General features: G+C 32.4%; 19 protein-coding genes. 3 read left to right on the plus strand and 16 right to left on the minus strand.

The window, feature by feature from the left end; all coding sequences use genetic code 11:
• Positions 1-49: 49 nt before the first annotated feature.
• The 4 genes from ACFHWD_RS05135 to ACFHWD_RS05150 are packed head-to-tail and all read right to left on the minus strand — an operon-like array spanning position 50 to position 3,136.
• Positions 50-1,075, minus strand: a complete 1,026-nt coding sequence (locus tag ACFHWD_RS05135; RefSeq protein WP_378060902.1) for a CotS family spore coat protein — start codon at positions 1,073-1,075, stop codon at positions 50-52.
• Positions 1,076-1,105: 30 nt separating this feature from the next.
• The gene (locus ACFHWD_RS05140; protein ID WP_150356158.1) at positions 1,106-1,873 is read right to left on the minus strand and encodes a spore coat protein; all 768 of its coding nucleotides are present in this window, start codon (positions 1,871-1,873) and stop codon (positions 1,106-1,108) included.
• A gap of 37 nt (positions 1,874-1,910) precedes the next feature.
• Positions 1,911-2,108 carry a hypothetical protein gene (locus ACFHWD_RS05145; RefSeq protein WP_150356157.1) on the minus strand — a complete coding sequence of 66 codons (198 nt, stop codon included), beginning with the start codon at positions 2,106-2,108 and terminating at the stop codon, positions 1,911-1,913.
• 23 nt (positions 2,109-2,131) lie between these two features.
• Positions 2,132-3,136: a CotS family spore coat protein gene (locus tag ACFHWD_RS05150; protein ID WP_229980695.1), complete on the minus strand. Its 1,005-nt coding sequence runs from the start codon at positions 3,134-3,136 to the stop codon at positions 2,132-2,134.
• A 184-nt stretch (positions 3,137-3,320) separates the two neighbouring features.
• On the opposite strand from ACFHWD_RS05150, the gene ACFHWD_RS05155 reads away from it, so the two are divergent.
• The gene (locus ACFHWD_RS05155; RefSeq protein ID WP_150356155.1) at positions 3,321-4,439 is read left to right on the plus strand and encodes a glycosyltransferase family 1 protein; all 1,119 of its coding nucleotides are present in this window, start codon (positions 3,321-3,323) and stop codon (positions 4,437-4,439) included.
• Positions 4,440-4,622: 183 nt separating this feature from the next.
• Here the strand turns inward: ACFHWD_RS05155 and ACFHWD_RS05160 are convergent, their stop codons facing one another.
• The 3 genes from ACFHWD_RS05160 to larC all read right to left on the minus strand — a co-directional run bounded on the left by ACFHWD_RS05160 (position 4,623) and on the right by larC (position 8,961).
• Entirely contained in the window at positions 4,623-5,891 is a 1,269-nt protein-coding gene (locus ACFHWD_RS05160) for an ABC transporter substrate-binding protein (RefSeq protein WP_378060905.1), read from the minus strand.
• 159 nt (positions 5,892-6,050) lie between these two features.
• Complete coding sequence (locus ACFHWD_RS05165) at positions 6,051-7,433, minus strand: radical SAM protein (RefSeq protein ID WP_150356153.1); 1,383 nt, start codon at positions 7,431-7,433, stop codon at positions 6,051-6,053.
• Positions 7,434-7,674: 241 nt separating this feature from the next.
• Positions 7,675-8,961 carry a nickel pincer cofactor biosynthesis protein LarC gene (gene larC, locus ACFHWD_RS05170; RefSeq protein ID WP_378060908.1) on the minus strand — a complete coding sequence of 429 codons (1,287 nt, stop codon included), beginning with the start codon at positions 8,959-8,961 and terminating at the stop codon, positions 7,675-7,677.
• Positions 8,962-9,152: 191 nt separating this feature from the next.
• Here larC and ACFHWD_RS05175 point away from each other — a divergent pair, with 191 nt between their 5' ends.
• Complete coding sequence (locus tag ACFHWD_RS05175; protein ID WP_229980701.1) at positions 9,153-9,764, plus strand: DNA-3-methyladenine glycosylase; 612 nt, start codon at positions 9,153-9,155, stop codon at positions 9,762-9,764.
• A 24-nt stretch (positions 9,765-9,788) separates the two neighbouring features.
• Positions 9,789-10,070, plus strand: coding sequence for a GIY-YIG nuclease family protein (locus ACFHWD_RS05180; protein WP_150356150.1), 282 nt, complete (start codon positions 9,789-9,791; stop codon positions 10,068-10,070).
• A 96-nt stretch (positions 10,071-10,166) separates the two neighbouring features.
• Here ACFHWD_RS05180 and ACFHWD_RS05185 read toward each other — a convergent pair whose 3' ends face one another.
• From ACFHWD_RS05185 to prdA, 9 genes are all read right to left on the minus strand, one after another.
• Positions 10,167-11,234 carry a mannose-1-phosphate guanylyltransferase gene (locus tag ACFHWD_RS05185; protein WP_150356149.1) on the minus strand — a complete coding sequence of 356 codons (1,068 nt, stop codon included), beginning with the start codon at positions 11,232-11,234 and terminating at the stop codon, positions 10,167-10,169.
• A gap of 83 nt (positions 11,235-11,317) precedes the next feature.
• Positions 11,318-12,202: a sulfite exporter TauE/SafE family protein gene (locus tag ACFHWD_RS05190; RefSeq protein ID WP_150356148.1), complete on the minus strand. Its 885-nt coding sequence runs from the start codon at positions 12,200-12,202 to the stop codon at positions 11,318-11,320.
• Positions 12,203-12,440: 238 nt separating this feature from the next.
• A complete protein-coding gene (locus tag ACFHWD_RS05195) occupies positions 12,441-13,322 on the minus strand; it encodes a sulfite exporter TauE/SafE family protein (protein WP_150356147.1) in 882 nt (293 codons plus the stop codon).
• An 83-nt stretch (positions 13,323-13,405) separates the two neighbouring features.
• Complete coding sequence (locus ACFHWD_RS05200; RefSeq protein ID WP_229980703.1) at positions 13,406-14,413, minus strand: proline racemase; 1,008 nt, start codon at positions 14,411-14,413, stop codon at positions 13,406-13,408.
• A gap of 2 nt (positions 14,414-14,415) precedes the next feature.
• A complete protein-coding gene (locus ACFHWD_RS05205) occupies positions 14,416-14,886 on the minus strand; it encodes a glycine/sarcosine/betaine reductase component B subunit (protein WP_150356145.1) in 471 nt (156 codons plus the stop codon).
• Between the two features lie 11 nt (positions 14,887-14,897).
• Positions 14,898-15,659: a proline reductase cluster protein PrdD gene (gene prdD / locus ACFHWD_RS05210; RefSeq protein ID WP_150356144.1), complete on the minus strand. Its 762-nt coding sequence runs from the start codon at positions 15,657-15,659 to the stop codon at positions 14,898-14,900.
• Between the two features lie 118 nt (positions 15,660-15,777).
• The gene (gene prdB / locus ACFHWD_RS05215) at positions 15,778-16,503 is read right to left on the minus strand and encodes a D-proline reductase (dithiol) protein PrdB (RefSeq protein ID WP_150356143.1); all 726 of its coding nucleotides are present in this window, start codon (positions 16,501-16,503) and stop codon (positions 15,778-15,780) included.
• Positions 16,503-16,763: a CBO2463/CBO2479 domain-containing protein gene (locus ACFHWD_RS05220; protein WP_378060913.1), complete on the minus strand. Its 261-nt coding sequence runs from the start codon at positions 16,761-16,763 to the stop codon at positions 16,503-16,505. The genes prdB and ACFHWD_RS05220 overlap by 1 nt, the downstream gene beginning before the upstream one ends.
• Positions 16,764-16,781: 18 nt before the next feature.
• On the minus strand, positions 16,782-18,587 hold the full coding sequence (gene prdA, locus ACFHWD_RS05225) for a D-proline reductase (dithiol) proprotein PrdA (RefSeq protein WP_378060915.1): 1,806 nt from the start codon (positions 18,585-18,587) through the stop codon (positions 16,782-16,784).
• Positions 18,588-18,620 lie beyond the last annotated feature (33 nt).

Below are 18,620 nucleotides of genomic sequence, written 5' to 3' on the forward strand. Positions count from 1 at the left end.
ATTTCAAGGGTGTGTGTATAATATGTCAAAACATTTTTTAAATACACCATTAGCTATTTAAAATTGTATCCTCAAACTCTGCTAAAAATTCCATTCTATCATCTTTATATCTTATCTTCCTCTTTAATCTATCCAAAAACACTTCTTCTTCCCAATCTTTTCGTTTAGTATAATAATCTTTTGATATAGTATAAAAATCATTTGGAAAATTCAGCATAGCAAATAATACCTCAAGCTCTCTATCGCTTAAACTATTTTCTGCACAGTAACCATTCATTATCAGTTTTGTTTTTTCCATATCAAAAGCAAAATTTTTTATAACCTTATTTATAAAATTACATAAATCATGTACTTTAAGATCTATAATGGCATAATCAAAATCTACAAAATAGGCTTTGTTATCATTTATCAGTATATTGTGGTAGGCTAAATCATGATGGCATACTGCTATTTTATCCTCTTCACTGCAGAGCTTATAATAACAGGATTTTTCCAGCAGTTTTTCACTTTTCTTTATTTCTTTTATATAATGCCTTGAATTATCTATAAATATTTCATCAAATTCTGTTTTTTTTTCATGTACATTTGCTATATTCCTAAAAAACTCCATTTCCTGGACTCTTCTTTTAAAAACATCAATGAGCCTTCCATTATTGTATTTGCTGTTCATACTGCTTTTGAATCCTTCAGAAGCAAGATGAAATTCTCCCAATCCTTTAGATGCAATATCTAAATCCACAGGATTACTAAAATTGCATTCTTTCCCCTGAACCATATCCATTATGCAGTACATATCACCTTCCCAAATTGTATATATATGACCTTTTTTATCTTTTACGAAATTAACCACTCTGGGAAATTTGTTTCTTATATAAGTTAAAACCTCATGGATAAACTTCAATTCATTTAAAGTATATTCTACTTTTTTTAATATCTTCTCTCCTTTATCTGTAGAAACCATATACACATTCCTTACAGGTACTATATCATCTATTTTTAGATCAAATCTATCAAAAAGCTCTATACATAAATCGTATTTAGCTAAATATTTTTTTTCCCCATATCTATCTATCAATTCAAAACCTCCTTTATTACCTGATATAATTTAAATCAGACTATCTCCATCTTCATCAATAGATTTATTTAACTTCATTAAATATTCCTCTTCACCCCAATCTTTAGTATGGTATTTATATCTGCTGTAGCATCTCATAAATTCACGTGGATAAGACACCATGGACAATATAAATTGCACGCTGTTGTCATTTAAAGTTTCATATTTACAAAACTTTGAAGTAATACGGTTAAAATCAATGTCTTTGTTTTTTCTTTTTAACTTACTCAAAAAATAAATAGCATCCATTTCTACCATATTGTAGCAGCATCCTTTTATATCTATTATTTCTATATTTTTATTTTCATTTTTTCTCAAATTATCAAAATAGGTATTTCTAAGGCACATTTCAACTCTATTCATACTTCTTATTATTAAATCCATATAGTGGCTTTGATATATATTATCCAAACATTTCTCCGCTCTTGTCAGATATTTTTCTCCTATTTCATTTATTTTTTTTTGAAAATCAGTCTTATCTTTTAATTTCTCTATTTCAACTATATCTTTTTTAAATCTCCTGGTATAGATCTTATACTGTTCTACAACTTTGCCTATGTTATTATCCAGTCGTCTGTTCATAACGCCTGTATACCCTAAAGTTTTCTCATGAAATTCACCCATTGTACATATTTGGCTTTTTATTTTATCTAGAGTTAAGTCCTCATATTTAATCTTGTTCTTAAATTCTTTTACCACAAATATTTTCTTTGATTCTAGATATTTTATAAAATATGACTCGATATTGTCACAATACACTTTTAAATCACCCCGTAATTTTACTTTTGTCTTGGTTCTATCTGTGAGCTTTTTTCATTTCTTTTAATATATGTCGTTTCTTTTTTTCAAGTTTCATAACTTCTTTTTTCTTCTTATGCATCTTTTCTAATTGTTTGACAGTTTTTTTCAAACTCTCTGCCTTGTTTTCATAATATCCTAAATCATTATTTTCAATTTCTTCCATCTTTCGAGAGTGTGATTTTTTATGTGACATAAACTTACTCCTCCTTGTATCAACTATATTTTTTTATTTTGAAACTCTTCTATAAACTCCAGTCTATCCTGCCTATCTCTAAATATCTTATTTAATTTCTTAATAAAATGCTCCTCTCCCCAAGGTTGTTCTTCCCAATAGTACTGTATTCCTATTTGCCAATAATTCTGTGGAAACTCCATAAAAGCAGCCATAATAGGTATATCTTCCTGTCTTACGTTATTTATTGCACTATATGCATCTATAATAAAAGTCGCATTGTCAAGTCTCCATTTCCCATTTTTCATCACCCTTATAATCAAACTAGCCAAATCATGAAGATAAGTATCCATCATACAGTAATCAAAATCTATAATATTTATCTCCCCTTGATCATCTATTAGGACATTATGGTTTGCATAGTCATGATGACAAAATCCACCGTCTTTTATCTGCCTTTTCATACTATTTATATAATCAGAAGCTTTCAAATGCTCTATCGAACTCTCTGCCATACGGATTTCTTCTTTCATAGCCTCCAAATACAATACATCAAACTCCTCTTTATGTGGTTTATTCATTATTCTTCTTTTAAAATCCAATATCTCATTTCTTCTAGTCATAAAATTCTCTATCCATTTAAACCATCCTATTCTTGGATTCATTTTATCCGTAACTTGAAAATTATGACTTTTTCTGTGAAGCTCCGCTAACTTCGAAGTAGCCACTAAAATATCTAACGGATTGTTATAATCACATTGTCTGGAATTAATCCATTTGCACAAATAAGCATAGGAATCACCTATTTTTATATAATTCTTTTTATTTTTGGTGTTGATTATTTCAGGTATGTTTCTAAACTTTTCATTTTGGAGATGCTTTATAGCGGAAATTATAAATAGAAAATGTCCGAAATCATAATTTATTACTTTCAAACAATATTGGTGGTATTTGGTATGGATTTTATATATGCTCTTTATCTTCTCTATAAATTCAATATGGAGATCATAGGCATCTTCAACATATTTTCGTACTTTCAATATATCCAAAAGCTTCTTCCTCCAAAAATTATTATATACGTAGTATATGTCTAATCTCACGTGTATGTGATAGATATAAATTCATTTAGCTTCAGATTTAAAAGTTGCTTTCACCTTTTTATATAGGTGTTAATAATATATATTAGAACGCTTCAATCAGTTTAGTGTTACTAGAGTGTGGAGGTAGAGAACAATGAAAATTGCCGTTGATGCAAGAGGAATCAATTGGTATAGGGGAACCGGCATAGGCACTTATACAGAAAAAATACTAAAATATATGATCAAAAATCACGAGGAAAATTTTTACAATATATATTGGTCAGGTAATAAATATGAAAGTTTTAGGCAAAAGAATACTAAAATAATAATGTCTTCTAAAAGACAACATAGATTTTTTGAACAATATTTTTTTCCCGAAAATTTAAAAAGGGAAGCTGTAGATATATATCATATTCCTCAAAACGGTATCGGCATATCTGAAAATATAAACTGCAAAAAAGTTGTCACTATACATGATTTAATACCTTATGTACTTCCTGAAACTGTTGGAAAGGGATACTTAGAAAAATTTTTAAAGCAAATGCCAAATGTTATCGACTTAGCTGATGGAATAATAACCGTATCCAATCATTCCAAAAATGATATCTTAAAGTTCTTTCCAATGGATAAAAATAAAATATTTGTAACTCCTTTGGCCGCAGATGAAAAATATAAGCCCTTAGAAAAAGACAAATGTAAATATAGTATAAAAATCAACTACAATATAAATAATCCTTTTATTCTCTATATAGGAGGCTTTAGTCCCAGGAAAAACGTATCCTCATTAATAACCTCCTTTTCTAAAATTCACAAAAATTTAGATAAGAATTATGACTTAATTATAATAGGCTCAAATAAGGACGACTTAGATATACTAAAAAATTTAAGTATAGATTTAAATATAAAAGATAATGTTAAATTTACGGGATTTGTGGAGGAAAAAATGCTGCCTATTTTTTACAATGCTTGTGATGCTTTCATATATCCATCCTCATATGAAGGATTTGGCCTTCCGCCATTAGAAGCCATGAGCTGCGGTACTCCTGTAATAACTTCAGATACATCATCCATTCCAGAAGTGGTGGGAGATGGTGGTATCCTTATAAATCCATCTGATATAAAAAGCCTTATGTATTCTATAGAGGCCTTACTCAACGATGAAAGTATAAGGAAGGAACTGAGCTTAAAAGCTTTAAATCAGGCGTCTAAATTCTCCTGGGAGAAAACTTCGGAAAATACTATAAGAGCCTATAAAAAAATTTTAGATATGTAAAATTGCTATAAAAAAAAGCAAAAACCTTTTAGCTGCTCTCGCTCCCAGTTAAAAGGTCTTGCTTATATGTTAAAAGATCCCTAAGATTAATTCCCCATATTTTTATTATACACTAATTTAAAAATTTAGTAAACGTTTTTATATATTTCAATTAAAATTTTAAGGAATAGTATTTTATTTTTTTTAATTACTTTTAAGAGACATTTCTATATTTTCCATTATAGTCTTAAAATCTTTATTTTCTACATTGGTTGCAGTTAAAATTTTCTTTACCTTTTCTCTTACTCGTGGAAAATCTTTAGTATAGTTTATATTAAAACTTCCCTGTTCTACTTCAGCAAATAAATTCCATATCCTATTGTCAAAATAAGAAACTTGTTTATTAAAATCTACAAGATTATATATATTTATACTTGCAGGAAATCTTCCATATTTATTCAATAAATCCATCTGCAGTTTGTCGTCCGTAAGAGCAAAGTTTATAAAAGTCTGTGCCAGTTTAGCTTGCTTAGTATTTTTATTTATAATTAAATTGGTACCTCCAACGGAGACATCTCTATTTCCACCTGCCTCAAAAGAGGGAAATTTCATTATGCCCCATTTATAACTATCTTTAGAATAAGTATTCATCAATGATTTAGCATAAGTTGGATCCCCAATAAATGACACTATTTTATCTCCCTTTAATTCATTTATCAAATTACTTTTAGAACTAAAATCTTTTATCAAATTTTCTCTATAAAGAATTTTAGCTATATCCATAACTTTAGACCACTTCTGAGACTCAAATCCCAATTTGCCACTTTCATTAAAATAACTTGTTCCCAGTTGATTTGCAAGCAATAAAAAAATATCACTATCATAATTAGAAACATCTGCTATAAACACTTTCCCAGTATCTTTTTTTATCTTTTTTCCCGCTTCTATATAATCATTCCAGGTTTTTATATTATTTTCATCAATACCCTCTTTGGCAAATATATCTTTTCTATATATTAAAGTTTCAGGACATGTATCCCAAGGTAATGCATAAATTGAGCCCTTTATAGTATCATTGTTTACCTTATTGCTTAATAAAATATTCTTATATAAACTCACCGAATCTGTTATTTTTAAAATTTTGTCTGAATACGCAGATAGAATATATTTCACATAACTGTCATTCACTGTCAATATATCTGCTTGATACTTAGAATTATCCAATATGGACTTAATATTATCATCCGTACCTTTTACTGTTATGACATCTACAGTAACTTTTTTATATGTCTCACTAAATCTATTTGCCGCAAACTTTAACTGTGGCCCGTGTTCCATATCAGTCACAATTTTAATATTTCCCTGAAGCAATTCTTTACTGTCTTTTTTACCTTGAGGTCCATTACAAGAAACAGTAGAAATTAAAATTATCACTAGTACTAAAAATAATACCCTCTTTACACATCTGTTCATAAAAACTCCCCTACATTTTCATTAATTATAACTTAGCATACACATTTTATACTAATCTTAACAAATAAAAATACATCTTTCAACTTTATACTGCATCTAAGAAATCTTAAAAAATTAAAACATCCGGAGAAGTCATTCTTCTTCGGATGTTTTAAAGATTTAACCTTTAGACATTTTATAATTTCCATTACAGCTAAAATCTTCTTTCCATGCACTTTCTGCATAAGGTTTAAAATCTGCTGACAATTTATCCAATTTTTTCTGAAATTCAGGATCTTCCAGCATCCTCCTAGCACCTTCATCTGTAGGTTTCGCTCCAGTTTTCTTTGCAATTTCTCTAATCTGCTCTGTATTGTCAATCATCATACAAGGCAGCAATAAGTTGTCATTATAAGGTTGTCTGTGCCTCAGTTCATTGAAAAAATCTGACTTGAATACATCCACAAGTTTTTTGCCCTTCAAATTGTCCACTGCAAAATGGGCAAATATACAAGGCTCTACCTGCTCTTCTGAATTTATATGACAGTAAAATTTACCTGCTATGCATCCTCCAACATAAGGAGCATCGTTAAAAAAGTCAATGGCAAAATATGGTTTTGTAGTTCTTATCTTTCTAACCCTTTCTCCAAGATGTATTCTTTGTTCGGGGGTAAGCATCAAATCCACATCAGGTTCTTTACCTACAGGCATATATATAAAATACCAGCTCATTTTAGCGCCTTTTTCCACTAGCATATCTATGAATTCATCTGATGTAACTGTATCTATATTATACCTGCTAACTGCCGTAGAAACTCCAAATAAAACTCCTCTCTCCCTCAGAAGCTCCATTGCATGCATAACTTTCTTAAATATCCCCTTGCCTCTTCTTTCATCTGTTTCCTTTTCAAATCCCTCCAATGAAAACATGGGAAGTACATTGCCAAGTTTTTGTATTCTATCTGCCAGTTTTTCATCGAATAAAGTTCCATTAGAAAATGGAGTAAACATACAATCATTATATTTTTCATATATATCAAGCATATAGCTATTTATGAAAGGCTCCCCTCCAAGAATTACAAAATAGTAAATTCCAAGATCTCTGGCCTCACCAATTATTCTATCTACCTCTTCTTTAGGAATATCATCTTCCTTGCTGTAGCTTGAAGCATAGCATCCAGTGCACCTTAAATTACATCTCATAGATGGACTCATCAAAATAGTAAAAGGAGTTTTTGTTCCTGTTTCTCGAAAAAATTTTTCTCTCTTTGGTATCCCATACCAAGCTGAATTTGCAAAAAAATTAGTAAAAAATTTATCTATGCATTTTTTATTGGAATCTTTAACAATGCTTATAGCTAGTTTGTGAATTGCAGGATTTGTTTTATACAATTCCTCAACTCTAAGCACTTTAGCTAAATTGTCCTCATCATTTTTTACCGTCCTTTTTATTAGTGCAAATATTTTATCAAGATTTTGTTCCGGATCCCTGTCAAGTAACTCTACACCAGCTTTAACCAATGCATCCTTAGCTGTCTTTTCCAATATTGCAGTTACCTTCATACGGCATTCCTCCTAAATAATAATAATATAAGAAACGAATGCTTCAAAACATCCATTTCTCTTTTAAATACATAGGATATAAAAACAATAAAAACATTATCATATAATATATGTTATTTATATACCAATATAATATAGCTTTTAACATATATTTGTCAATATTCAATTCAAACAACTACAGTCTATGATTTATAATTTTCATATAAACCACTCTAATATACTAAAATTGGTCCTTAAACCTTCATTGTTTTAACAACTTAGCCATAGTTTCTCTATATACTTCCTGTATACCCACTTTATTTTTCAGCGCAAGTTTTTTACAATCCTCATACTCAATTTTACTCTTTATCTTCTTTCCTTTATAATAGGCATTTTTTACATTGACCTCTCCATATTTGGTAATTACTTTTGTAAAATCCCTATTCAAAATATTTCTTTGCATTTTATACTTTCTAAAACCTATAGTTGTGGTTTGTGTCAGAATAATTTCTCTCATTTTTTCCTCTATTTCAGATTTATATAACACAGTAAGCTTTACTGCAGGTCTCTCTTTTTTCATGATTATAGGCGTCAAATATACATCTGACGCCCCATTTTCCAGTAAAGCATCCATTGTACATTGATACATTTCGGGGTTCATATCATCTATATTGCACTCTATAACCTGTATATCCTCTACCTTATAATCTTTATTATTAAAATCATGTTCACCTAGTTTTTCCCTATCAATTGATATATATTCAATTTTATGATTTTTATTCTCACTAAAATTTTTCCGTTTACCATCGTTTTCTGCAGGAATAGTTTCTCCTAAAAAGACCCTCAGTACATCTGGAATGCCATCATTATCTCTATTGCCTATGCCATAGCCTATTTTAGCTATTTTAAAATTTTTATTCTCTGTATATTTTGAAGAAAAATAAGATAATATTGCTGCACCTGTCGGAGTAGTAGCCTCAAATGGTACTTCAGATTTAATGGGAATATCCTTTAATATTTCCGCTGTGGCAGGTGCCGGTACCGGAAATACACCATGGGCGCATTTTACAAATCCCCTGCCAACTTCCACTTTAGAGGCTTCCACTTTATCCACTTTTAAATAATCAAAACATACGGCAGCCCCTACAATATCAACTATAGAGTCCACCGCCCCTACTTCATGAAAATGTATTTCATTTAAGGGTTTATTGTGTACTTTGGCTTCAGCCTCTGCTACCTTTTTAAAAATTTCCACACTTATATTTTTAACCCTTACGTTTAAATCACTGTAATTTATTATATCTTCTATATCATTTAAATTTCTATGGTGATGGGAAGCATGGTCATGTTCTTTTTTCAGAATTACATCCACCTTAGTTCCTGATATGCCATTTTTTATATCCCTATGTGTATTAATTTCGTATCCTTTAACTTTTAATTTGGATAACTCTGTTGTTAAATATTCCACATCCACTCCTAGATCTATTAGTGCTCCCAAATTCATATCTCCACTTATTCCAGAAAAACAGTCGTAATAAAGTATCTTCATAATTTTTAATCTCCTATAATCATTTGTCTAATAATGTGATAATATAATTTTACCATAAATATGAATATTTTGCATAGTTGAAACGCTCTTATCAAAAATGTGAAATTTTCACATTTAATTTGACAAAACAATCACCTAGTATATAATTTATTATATATCTCTCGTATAACATAAAAGGGGTTGTATTATTATTGAAAAAATTACAGCGGAATTTCTATAATAAAGACACTCTGTCTGTGGCAAAAAATCTTCTTGGCAAAATATTGGTTCACACTATCAATGGCAAAAGGCTATCCGGAAGAATAGTTGAGACAGAAGCTTACAAAGGTATTACAGATAAAGCCGCTCATTCCTACGGTGGAAGGCGGACCAAAAGAACTGAAGTCATGTACGGTCCCTGCGGTTTTTCATACGTGTACATGATATATGGAATGTATTATTGTTTCAATATAGTAACTGAAAAAAAAGACATACCTGAGGCAGTATTAATACGAGCCGTTGAACCTCTGGAAAATTTAAATGAAATATCTCTAAACAGATATAATAGATTATTTTCTTCTTTAAATAAGACCCAAATAAAAAATTTGACCAACGGCCCCGGCAAATTATGTAAGGGACTAGCCATAGGTAAAACTGAAAATAAGCTGGATCTTTACGGCAATACTTTATATATTGCAGAAGATAATTTCAGCAATTTTAATATAAAAAATGCTAAACGTATAGGTATCAGTTATGCTCAGGAGGCAGCAGATTATCCCTGGAGATTTTATATAGAGAATAATATCTATGTATCTGTCAAATAAATTTATGAAAGCGATTTTTATAACATGAATTACGTCTATATTTTAAAGTGTAGGGATGGCACTTTTTATACAGGATATACTAATAATTTAAAAAAAAGACTAAAAGCTCATAACAGTAAAAAAGGGGCCAAGTATACTAAGGGCAGGACTCCTGTAAAGTTAGTTTATTTTGAAGAATTTATCCTAAAAAAAGAGGCCTTACATAGAGAATATTCAATAAAAAAAATGAAACGTGAGGAAAAATTAAAATTGATCAAATCATTGAACTTAGAAGATAGATTTACGCAAAATATTTCCACCTTTTAATAATAAAATAAAGGATTTAGTATTAGAAAATCAGTCGATTTTAATACTAAACCCCTTTTGTCAATAAAGATCTACAATTAACTTTACGTTTAATATTTACAGATATTTCTGGAAATTGCTTTTATTTTTCAAAATGTCCACTAAATATTTTAATTCCTGATCTTTATTTTTATCCATAATTAAAAGTACATCTTTGCAATTTATCACAATTAAATCCTTTACTCCAAACATTACTATAAGTTTGTCATTTCCAAATACGGTACAGTTTTCGCTGGACTGCAGTACCGCATTTCCCTTTACATTATTTCCATCAAAATTTTTAAAAAGCCTTCCCAAAGCAGTAAAAGTTCCTATATCATCCCAAAAGAACTCACATTTAATTACATATGCCTTTCTGGTTTTTTGCATTATTCCAAAATCAACAGATATTCCATCTATAATTTCATATTGCTCCTTTACAGTTTCCTCCTCCCATTTCGTATTCAAGCTTTGATACATAGATAACATACATTTATACATCTTAGGAAGATACTTCTGCATTTCTCTTAAAAAAACATCTGCCCTCCACACAAATATTCCACTATTCCAAAGATATGTGCCTTTTAATATCAAATCTTTAGTTACTTCTATATTGGGTTTTTCCAAAAATCTCTCAACTTTAAAAGTGGCAGTTCCTAAATTAACCTTTTCCCCCATTTCTATATAACCATATCCAGTCTCAGGTCTGGTAGGTTTAATTCCCATGGTAACAAGGCCCCTTTTCTTTTCCGCAATCTGTACAGCCTGAGAAACAGTATCTAAAAACAACTTTTTATTTTCTATATAATGATCCGAAGGTAAAATTATCATAGTAGCGTCAGGATCTCTTTTTAATAGTTTCACCGCCGAAAAGCCAATACAAGTGGCAGTTTCCTTATTTTCAGGTTCTGCAAATATATTTTCTTTGTCTATATCTAAAAGCTCTTCTTGGACCTTATCTATATATTCTTCATTTGTAACTACATATATATTTTTTTTATCCACCAGAGGTATAATTCTATCTATGGTATTTTGTAAAAAACTCTTATCATTTACAATTTTTAAAAATTGTTTTGGATTTTTAGCTCTAGATAATGGAAATAGCCTTGTTCCTTTGCCTCCTGCAAGAATTAGCGCATATAACAATAACTTCACTCCAAATATAATGCTTACTATGTTTTATAATATGTGTAAGTCATTCTAAGTGTGAAACAGAATAATTTCACATTTTAAACTGGCTGAATTTTGCTTCTATTCTTACCTTTTGCTGATTTAAACATAATTACAGAAGTATATACTATAATCCCTATAACTACCCATTTTAATATGGAAAGCGGAAGTGATTTAACTACATAAGCAGCTATCAATACACCAATTGATCCAAATATCATAACAGGAAGAGGCGTTCTGGCATCATAAGCTCCCTCTTTTACAAATTTTACAGAGGCTGCCGCTTCTAAAAAAGCACAGGAACCCATCATTACTGGAAATGCTACTTTAGGGCTCATACCAAGAGTAAATACTAGAGCCATGCAGGGTGCGTAAATTCCTATACCAAGAGTCATAAATGCTCCAAATATAAAATTTCCAATTAAGCCTATGATCAACCTTACACCTGTTAAGCCAGTTGAAGCTCCTCCCGATGGCATTAAATTTATTTGTCCAGCAAACATTATAAAAGCCACTACTAAAAGCGCAGAACCCATACCTATTTCTATTTTTCTCTCATCCAATTTAGCTACAAATCCAGCTCCAAGTACGGCTCCAAGAGTAGCCGCTACAATCATAGATATCAGAGTAAAAGGTTCCACTTTGATCACATTTATAAATACCATAGCTTCCACTATTACAGGTATTGCACAGGAAACATTTAACGTACCGGGTATAGTTCTATCCTCAGTTAATTTAAAATTTTTTAATATGGCTGTGAAGATGGCAAAGCTGCCTATTCCCAAAGTGTCAAAAAAATTAACTATAAAGCCACTCACAGCAAAAGTCAAAAATTTTCTATTATCAATAGATTTGTTTTTTATCCTATCTATATAGTCTTTAATAAACACTGCTAAAAAATATAATGCTGAAATAATAAGTAATATCATTAAAATTTTAATCACTCACATCATTCCTTCCTATAATTGATTATTCGTTTACATAGTTAATAACTTAACATTGTTTTGCATAAATTTATTATTTAACTTGCAGTGTATTGAAAGGCCTCGTATCCCACTCACATGGGAACGAGGTCTTATATAATATCAATTCCAGTTTTTACACATATGAGAATATTCTATAAATATCAGTGTGAGATTTCATGATAGCTCTATTATTTTATTAATTCTATAGCTATAAATTTTATGCTTCTACAGTCTTTTGCTTGTGCTTTGATGCGGATCTAAACATAGCTACAGATGTATAAACTAAAACAGCAATTACAACCCATTTCAAAATATTCAAAGGTAGTGACTTAACTATATATGCCGCTATCAGTACACCTATAATGCCAAATATAGTTATAGCCATAGAGGCCTTTCGGTCATAAGAATCTTCTTTTATAAATTTAGCTGAAGCAGCCGGCATCAAAAATGCACAGGAGCCCATCATTATAGGGAAAGCTACCTTAGGGCTCATTCCAAGTGCAAACACCAATGCCATACAAGGTGCATAAAGTCCTATGCCAAGTGTCATAAGAGCTCCCAATATGAAATTAGCTATTACAGCAACTACAAGTTTTGCCCCTGTAAGTCCTATTTCAGTTCCACCTACGGGCATAAGATTTAACTGACCTGCCAGCATTACAAATGCCACTACAATCAATGCAGCACCCATCCCCAATTCTACCTTTCTCTCGTCCAGTTTGGAAACTATTCCTGCACCTATTACCGCACCCACAGTTGCCGAAATCAACATGGCAAACAGTGTTACAGGCTCTACTTTTATAACTGTTATAAATATAAGTGCTTCAACAATTACAGGAATAGTACAAGATACATTCAAAGTACCGGGTAAAGTTCTATCTTTCGTAAGGTTGAAAAACTTTAACAATGCTGTGCTGGTTGCAAAACTGCCTATTCCAAGAGTATCAAAAAAATTTGCTATAAATCCAACTCCACCTAGTGCAAAGAAATTTGCTTTTTCCAATTTTTTTTCTTTAACGGCTTTTGCATAATCTTTAAAGAATAAAAATGCAAAGTACAATACCAAAATAAGCAGGATACCAAAAATTATTTTTACCACTAAAAGACCCCCTTTATTTTTTTCTTATAATTATAAATATTTTGCAAAAATCAATACAGTACTAAATTTATATATTTTTTAATTTATTTAAGGATGAACCCATATTTAACTGGATCATCAGGATCTATAAAGAACTGATTATGTCCTGTTATATAAGCAGAACCAGTTATCTGAGGAATAACTGCATCATAGTCTCCAACTTTAGTTGTCCCAAGTATTTTTCCTTTAAATTTTGTATTTATTATACTTTCATATACAAAGTCTTCATTTACATTAAGCTCTCCTCTTGCATAGAGAGTAGCCATTTTAGCACTAGTACCTGTCCCACAAGGTGATCTATCTAATTGTCCCTGTCCAAATATAACTGCATTTTGATAAGTAGCATCCTCACTTTTTGCGGGTCCCCATATTTCACATAAATCCACAGTTTTTATATGGGAAAGGGTAGGGTGTTGTATCTCTACTTGCTGATTTACTGACTTTATTATTTTCATTCCTACTTCTATTAATTTTTGTGCATTTTTAGGTTCTATTTCTATTCCCAAATTTTTAGCTTTAACTATGGCAAAGAAACTTCCTCCAAAAGATATATCCATCACAACTTTTCCCACGTCAGGCACTTCTACTTCTACATCCTTTTTATATAAAAATGCTGGTACATTGGTTATAGAAACTTCCTTTGCACTTCCGTTCTTTACTTTTACAGATGCTTGTATAAGCCCTGCAGGAGCCTCTAAAGTAAGTTTTGTAACCGGCTCGACAGCTTTTACAATACCAGTCTCCACTGCTACTGTAGATGCACCTATGGAGCCATGCCCACACATGTTCAAGTATCCGCCGCCATCCATAAATATTATTCCTATATCAGCCTTGTCTGTAGTTGGCTGTGTCAATATGGATCCAAACATATCATTGTGCCCTCTCGGTTCAAGCATTATAGCTGTCCTCAAATAGTCCATATGCTCTTCAAGATAAGCTTTTTTTTCTGGCATTGTATTGCCAGGAATATTCGGAACTCCCCCTACAACTACCCTTGTAGGCTCTCCCATTGTATGTGAGTCAATTGCAAATATAGTCCTTTCAATGTTCATGATTAATCCTCCTTATTTCTCATTTTTAATTTTAAAAAAGCTAATGCCTTTTTAGCATCCAATTCCGTCACATTGTTTTCTCCAACCACTTCAGTTTCGATACCCTCTTGCGACTTATTAAAATCTACTATGGTGTCCATATACTCATTAGTAACTACAAACTGCGCTTGAGTTCCCACAAAGCTCATCCCCACTATGGGTATATTTCTTTTGCCTATTTCTTCTATAGCTGTGGCAAAATCTATGTTGCTGTTTCCCCATCCATCTATAGATACTATAGCCCCATCAGCCCTCATGGCTTCCACCCAGGCTGCTATTCTCTGGGCTACAAAAACCTTATCCTGGTTTTCCTGAGGCGTTCCTGCAACAATGACTCCCAGAAGATCTACATCATCGTCATTTGATACCACATCTAAAAGCGGATCTCTAAAATGATGTAACGTAGTCTCTTTTGTAGATGGTCCAATTCCCACTTTTATCACCTCTAATTCATAGCTCTCAATGCGCCATCCCTATACTCATTAGGGCTTAGTATTATAGGTATATTTCCCATATCTATTACAGATCTACATCCTATGAACCCACCTGGACTTTTAGCAAAAACCCCTGTATCATACATGGCTCCTTGTCCCGCCACCTGCTTTATTATAACAACTTTCTTTTTACCATATCTTATTCTATCAAAATACTCATATTTTTCACTACATTTTTCACCATGTACTTTTTTTAAATGTTCTCTTATTTCCTGAATTATCTTATCACAAACTTCATGAGCTGCCATAGGTCCCGGTCGGCTGCTTCCTTTCCCAGACTTTAATGTGACATTTACATTGATAATAGTATCATTCTTATCAGGTGTTCCAGCTTTTCCAAATACTACCTGTTCCTCAAGTATTCCTTCAGAAGAACCAAATTCAGCAACTTGGACTCCATCTTCATCTACGCCTGTCAGCATAACGTATACACCTGTTAAAACATGTGTTATTCCTTCACCAATTCTACCCAGCACCTTAACAGCTATAGGTGAAAAATCCATTATGGAATTTACAAAAATGTCATGTCTATTAGGTTCAATTATATTTAGATCTACTTTCTCAATAAGATCTTCATTTATATCTATATTATCCGCTATATCCTTTTTGATATATAAATTTTTACCCTCTATGGATGTATTATCTGCAAATTCCACCTTATCTATAGAAAAAGTTTTTATAACAAGTCTTCTCATTTTTCTCTCTTTATCCATATATCTCACCCTATTTTAAATTGTCTTATAGCAATTACAAACTTTTCAGTCTGTAATTGCCATAAATAAAACATTTCATTTAGCAAGAATTCTTAAATCGAGCACCATTTTATAAGCATCAAACTTTTGCTACATATTCATAAGGAAGTGGTACTATTGTGCCTGGAGTAGTTATCTTAGTAAGCTGTGTAAGTGCGTCCTTTACTATTCCAGTCTGCATCTCTATATTATGGGGTTCACCTGCGTTGGCACCCATAGGAACTCTTGGAGCAACTGCTCTTGGAGTACCTGTCTGCTTAACTACAGGAGGTAATGCTGCTATAATTATAGTAGGAATACCTATCTGTTCTATTGCTCTCTGCACCAATACTGCAGAGCGGTGGCAGGTTCCTCATCCAGCAGTCATTATAACTGCATCTACATCTTCATCTTTCAATATTTTAGCTATAGTTGGGCCAGTTTCCTCCCTGAATTTCTGTTGGTTTCCACCGCCGCCCATGAATCCTATATGAGTTGGTGCTACTGAACCAATGAAACCTGCTTTTGCCAATTCTCTCAATCTATCCAATGGAAACATACAGTTCACATCTTTGTTTACATCTCCATTATCATATCCTCCATGAGAAACCATAAGATCATCAGTATTAGTATCACCAGGGACTCTCCTAAATGTAAAATCTCCTGCCAAATTAAATCTTTTGTCTGTCTTTAAATGTACTCCTGCTGCAGAAGCAATGGCAATTTTCATATCTTTAAGTTCTTTTGTCACCGGAGCCCATACTGGAGGAGGAGTTATGGGCACATATATTTCTGATTGCAACCCTTTAACAACCGTTAAATCCATTATAGATTACCTTCCTTTCCGTTCTTTTTATCAATATTACTTATATATTTCTCATTAGCCTTTAATGAAAGTACTTCTGGGAAACTCATTTTAAATCCAACTTCCTGCCCTAATTTTAATGGGTAGTCCGTTATCAACATCCTGAGAGGTATTTTCAAATATCCTAGTCTTCCCTTCAAATCTATTCCAACGGCACCATCTTCGACCTGAACAATTATTCCCTGAATTTCAATGATCTTGTCACCGTATTTTAATTTCATCTAATTTACCCTCTTATATTAAGAATATTTCTCTTTCCTCTTCTTACTCATTGGAAGTGACTGTTCATTTTTAGCTCTTTCTATTTTTTCACCAGCAGTTTCTTCTACAAGATCCAGGTTATTTTCAAGCACGTTTCTATTGTATTTTCTTTCTGCCTTCTTAACATCTTCTCCTGCCATAGCTGCCTTAAGCATAGCAACACCTCTTACAGCATCTTCCGGACAAAGTGTATTACAGCCAAGTACTTCATTTTCTATTCCTGCTTCAGACTTATTATTGTCTATCATATACTTCATATACTTGTTCCCAACGACCAAAGCTCCCTGAACTGCACAGAATGAGAAAGCTACACAAGGTATTCCTCTCATACCTATCTGTTCCACATGGCTGGCAAAGTCAATGTGATTGTTTCCAAATCCTTCTGTCGTGACAAAAGCTCCATCTACGTCAAGTGCCTCTACAATCATTCCCATTCTCTCTGATACATAGAATTTCTCAGTATTTATCTGAGGGCTTCCCACAAATAATACTCCACAGAGATCCAGCTCTTCATCATTTAAAACTTGATGTACTAAAGGCTCTCTCCAATAATGCCTGGAGCACTCCTTAGATGCAGGTCCTATGCAGGTCAGTGCATGAATTCCTCCATCAGCTACCTCAAGAGGTGATAACATTACAGGAACATTTCCCAAATCTACATTTGGTTTTCCTCCAAGGAATCCAACGGGCTCTACAGGTAATATTAAATTATCATGCATTGCACCCTGGCCCATTATCTCTTTTACTATTATAACCTTTTTCTTACCAGGTCTTCTGACATGCTTAAACTCTTCTACATTTACCACCAAAGATTCATCATCGACCTTTTTAAGTGCCTCTCTTATTTCTTGCGTCAATACATCTGTAGCTTTATGAGCAGCTAAAGGTCCTCTTCTCTCCATGTTTGTCTTGGCTTGAATAGTCATCTGAGTTTTGATAAATATTTCTCCTTTGTCTGGACAGCTTGGTCTTCCCCATTGAATGTTTTCATCCAAATATCCTTCTGAAGAACCAAATTCTCCAATCTGAACTCCATTCTCATCAGTACCTGTGAGCATCATCACAACGCCATCCAATACTCTAGTTACCCCAGTGCCCAGCTTTGAGTCTCCCTCTTTTGTGGCAATTGGCTGTACATCCATTATGGTCTCACTGTAAGTGTGATATTTGTCGGGTGTTATTATGTCAATCTTCATATCCTTAACCAGTTGGCTCTCATCTACAGCATCCTTGCAAACAGCTTCTCTTATATAAAGAGTTGTTCCCTCTATTTTTGTCTCTGGTCCAAATTCTACTTCGTCGATCTTATAATGTTTTCTCGTAAGTGTTCTCATTACTTTTTCTTCTTCTGGAGCTTCTTTTCCACTCTTGCTTTCCACTACACCATTAACACCAGATATAGATTTTACTGCCGGTACTGTAACCCCATTTGCAGAAGATACTGCACCTAATCCTCCCAGTGGCAGCTCTATATTAATTCCCTTGCCTTCGGCAATTTTAATTTTAAGAACTCCGCTAGAAACACTGCTCGATTTACCAGCCCTTTCTTTTTTAACATAGCCTTCTAGAATATCTCCAGTTACAACCGTTAGAGCTGATGCATCAACTTTAAGTTTTTTTCCAATGACTTCTTCTCTTGAAAGCACATTTTCATCCAATTTAATTAATAGTGAATCTTCAAGTTTTTCAAAATTCATTGGATTTTCCAGATCAGCAGCTTCTATAGTATCTCCTGCTTTTTTGTTGTACTTTAGAACTGCCTTCTTCTCTCCTTCAGCATTCATTCATAATACCTCCTTATTCGTTTTTCAAGGTTC

The sequence above is a fragment of the Clostridium sp. MT-14 genome (assembly GCF_042436595.1).
GTDB lineage: Bacteria > Bacillota > Clostridia > Clostridiales > Clostridiaceae > Clostridium_B > Clostridium_B aromativorans.

What these genes read in the sequence shown, in the direction of transcription:
- prdD (WP_150356144.1), bottom strand. Translation starts at nt 15,659, where the DNA reads ATGGATAAAGAGAGAAAAATGAGAAGACTTGTTATAAAAACTTTTTCT.
- ACFHWD_RS05155 (WP_150356155.1), top strand. Translation starts at nt 3,321, where the DNA reads ATGAAAATTGCCGTTGATGCAAGAGGAATCAATTGGTATAGGGGAACC.
- larC (WP_378060908.1), bottom strand. Translation starts at nt 8,961, where the DNA reads ATGAAGATACTTTATTACGACTGTTTTTCTGGAATAAGTGGAGATATG.
- ACFHWD_RS05145 (WP_150356157.1), bottom strand. Translation starts at nt 2,108, where the DNA reads ATGTCACATAAAAAATCACACTCTCGAAAGATGGAAGAAATTGAAAAT.
- ACFHWD_RS05160 (WP_378060905.1), bottom strand. Translation starts at nt 5,891, where the DNA reads ATGAACAGATGTGTAAAGAGGGTATTATTTTTAGTACTAGTGATAATT.
- ACFHWD_RS05220 (WP_378060913.1), bottom strand. Translation starts at nt 16,763, where the DNA reads ATGAAATTAAAATACGGTGACAAGATCATTGAAATTCAGGGAATAATT.
- prdA (WP_378060915.1), bottom strand. Translation starts at nt 18,587, where the DNA reads ATGAATGCTGAAGGAGAGAAGAAGGCAGTTCTAAAGTACAACAAAAAA.
- ACFHWD_RS05200 (WP_229980703.1), bottom strand. Translation starts at nt 14,413, where the DNA reads ATGAACATTGAAAGGACTATATTTGCAATTGACTCACATACAATGGGA.
- ACFHWD_RS05180 (WP_150356150.1), top strand. Translation starts at nt 9,789, where the DNA reads ATGAATTACGTCTATATTTTAAAGTGTAGGGATGGCACTTTTTATACA.
- ACFHWD_RS05165 (WP_150356153.1), bottom strand. Translation starts at nt 7,433, where the DNA reads ATGAAGGTAACTGCAATATTGGAAAAGACAGCTAAGGATGCATTGGTT.